Source organism: Janthinobacterium sp. BHSEK (genome assembly GCF_056174685.1).
The window spans coordinates 1-2,799 of the sequence record NZ_JBWBYV010000199.1 but is presented as its reverse complement, the minus strand read 5'-3'; the positions used below and the strand labels follow the sequence as shown (position 1 = coordinate 2,799).

3 protein-coding genes are annotated in these 2,799 nt (G+C 57.5%); all 3 read left to right on the top strand.

What is annotated here, in order from left to right; genetic code table 11:
* Positions 1-97 precede the first annotated feature (97 nt).
* The 3 genes from AC0V2Y_RS28395 to AC0V2Y_RS28385 all read left to right on the top strand — a co-directional run bounded on the left by AC0V2Y_RS28395 (position 98) and on the right by AC0V2Y_RS28385 (position 2,627).
* Positions 98-781 carry an SOS response-associated peptidase gene (locus AC0V2Y_RS28395; RefSeq protein ID WP_475417994.1) on the top strand — a complete coding sequence of 228 codons (684 nt, stop codon included), beginning with the start codon at positions 98-100 and terminating at the stop codon, positions 779-781.
* A 69-nt stretch (positions 782-850) separates the two neighbouring features.
* A complete protein-coding gene (locus AC0V2Y_RS28390) occupies positions 851-1,324 on the top strand; it encodes a LexA family protein (RefSeq protein ID WP_475417993.1) in 474 nt (157 codons plus the stop codon).
* Between the two features lies 1 nt (position 1,325).
* Positions 1,326-2,627, top strand: a complete 1,302-nt coding sequence (locus AC0V2Y_RS28385) for a Y-family DNA polymerase (protein WP_475417992.1) — start codon at positions 1,326-1,328, stop codon at positions 2,625-2,627.
* The last annotated feature ends 172 nt before the right edge of the window (positions 2,628-2,799 follow it).

Here is a 2,799-nt window from a genome sequence, read left to right as displayed (position 1 = left end):
TTTAATACTTGTTTGTAAGTATTTGATTTATATGGATAAAGTCATATATTATTGTCCGCGAGTGGGTCGGCAATTATTCCCTTGCTCTTGGTAAACTATGTGCGCAGATTACACGCCAAGTCGTAAAGAACAGATCGCGGACCATTTTGGTTTGCGCTCACCTCAACTTGAGTTGCCTGCAGAGGCATGGCCGGGTTACATGGCACCAATCCTGCGCGGCTCGCACGAAGCGCCTGGTGAACTGGAAATTGCCCCGGCCATGTTCGGCATGGTCCCGCACTGGGCCGATCTCAAGCTGGCCCGCCAGACCTATAACGCGCGCACCGAGACGGTGGCCAGCAAGCCATCCTTCCGCAGTGCCTGGAAGCGCAAGCAGTTCTGCATCATCCCGGCCGCCAATTTCTTCGAGCCCAATTACGAAACCGGCAAGCCAGTGCGCTGGCGCATCGAGCGAGCCCACGGTGGGCCGGTGGCCATTGCCGGCATCTGGGAATATCGCCCATCCGACCAGCTACTGTCATTCTCGATGCTGACGATCAACGCCGATGGGCATCCGCTGATGCAGCGATTCCACAAGCCAGACGACGAAAAGCGAATGGTGATGATCCTGGACCCGGAACAGTACCAAGGCTGGCTGGACGGCTCGCTGGTGACCGAAGCGGACGTTTATAGGCAGTATCCTGCTGACCTACTCGTGGCTCAGCCAGATCCCTTGCCTCCTCGGACAAGAGCGAAACCGGCGGCGAAGGCTGAAGCTGCGCCGCCAGACTCACTTTTCTAGAAACAATTTTATACTTCCTGTTTCTTGCTTCGGTCGATATACTGTATAAAAACACAGTATCGGCCAGCCATGAATGCAACATTATTAATACTTCAACCTAGCCAGCCCGGTGTATCGCAGGTGCCATTGCCGCTTGCGCAGTACCCAATCCCCAGTGCGCGGCCGGAAATTTCCCATCGGATATCCGCCGGCTTTCCGTCGCCGGCTGCCGACTATACCGAGGATGGTCTGGACCTGAACGCGCTGCTGGTGCAGCGCAAGGCAGCCTCGTTCTTCTTCACGGTCGAGGGTGACTCAATGCGCGATGCCGGCATACTGGATGGCGACAAAGTGGTGGTCGACCGCTCTGTCGCGCCCCTTCACGGGCACATTGTCATTGCGGTGATCGATTCCGAATACACCCTCAAGCGCCTTTATTGTCAGCGGGGCAGGGTGGAGCTGCGCCCGGATAATCCGGCGTACAAGTCGATCTGCATGGCCGAAGGAAGCGAGCTGCAGATATGGGGTGTGGTGACCGGCGTCGTGCGAAAGCTCCGAGTGTGACATGGGCGACCCGACCAAGCAGATTTTTGCGCTTGTCGACGTCAACAATATGTACGTCAGCTGCGAGCGCGCGTTCAATCCGCGCTTGCGCGACCGCCCGGTGGTGGTGCTGTCCAATAACGACGGCTGTGCCGTAGCCAGGTCGAACGAAGTGAAGGCCCTGGGCGTGCCGATGGGTGCGCCTTGGTTCCAGCTGCGCGACTTGGCGCGCCAGCACGGCATCGTGGGCCTGTCCTCCAATTACACCCTGTACGCGGACATGAGCAACCGCATCATGACAATCCTGCGGACATATAGCCCCAATGTCGAGGTTTACTCGATTGATGAATCATTTCTCAGCCTGAACGGCTTGGGCGGCCTGTGGGCGTCGCCGACAGCCATGGGGCAGGATATCCGCGCCAAGGTGGCGCTGTGGACCAGCCTGCCCGTGTGTGTGGGCATAGGGCAGTCGAAGACCTTGGCCAAGCTGGCGAACCACGTGGCAAAGAAATTTCCTCTATTCGACAGCGTCGCCGACTTCACGACCATGTCGGATGCTCGGGCCGCTTGGCTGTTGCAGCGCATCGACGTCGGTGAGGTATGGGGTGTCGGCAGGCGGATTGGTGCCAAGCTGCGTGCCATGGGTATCAATACCGTGCAGGACCTGAAAGACGCGCCACCCAGCACAATGCGGGCACATTTTGGAGTCGTGCTCGAGCGCACATGCAATGAACTGCGCGGCATTTCGTGCCTGGAGCTGGAGGAGGTGACGCCGCCGCGCAAGGAGATTGTGTCGTCGCGCTCCTTCGGCACCATGGTCATGACGGCGGCCGAGCTGGGCGAATCGATATCTACCTATGCCGCGCGCGCCGGCGAGAAGCTGCGCGGCCAGCATTCGCTGTGCGGTGCCGTGCACGTTTTCGTGCAAACGAACAGGTTCCGGGAACGGGACGAACAATACAGCAACGGCATCACCATCCCCTTGGTGGAGCCTAGTGCTGATAACCGCGTCCTGGCGGGCGCTGCGCTTCACGGCCTGGCCATGATCTTTCGCGATGGGTTCAAGTACAAGAAAGCCGGGATCATGCTGATGGATCTGCAGCCGGATACGCGGCGCCAAGGCGTCTTGTTAGACGCGGGGCGAGATCGAGTCAGGTCGGTGGCCGCCATGGCCGCCCTGGACGCGTTGAATGAGCGATTCGGCCGGGATACTGTGCACTTGGGATCGGCGGGCCTGATCAGGCGCTGGGCAATGTTGTCGGAAAACCGCACGCCGCGGTACACAACCAGCTGGACAGAATTGCCGACGGCGCTGGCAAAATAATCGGTTAAGAAGACCTTATGAAATATCGAATAATTTTTATTGGGAAGCTGAGATGTTGTAGTTAAAGTAATAAAATTTGAAAGGTGCAATTAAAAAACTATTTTACTTCGCTAGTTGGATTGCTATTGCAGTGCTGTTCGAATCGCGGAAACTCCGTTAAACCGAGGATTTT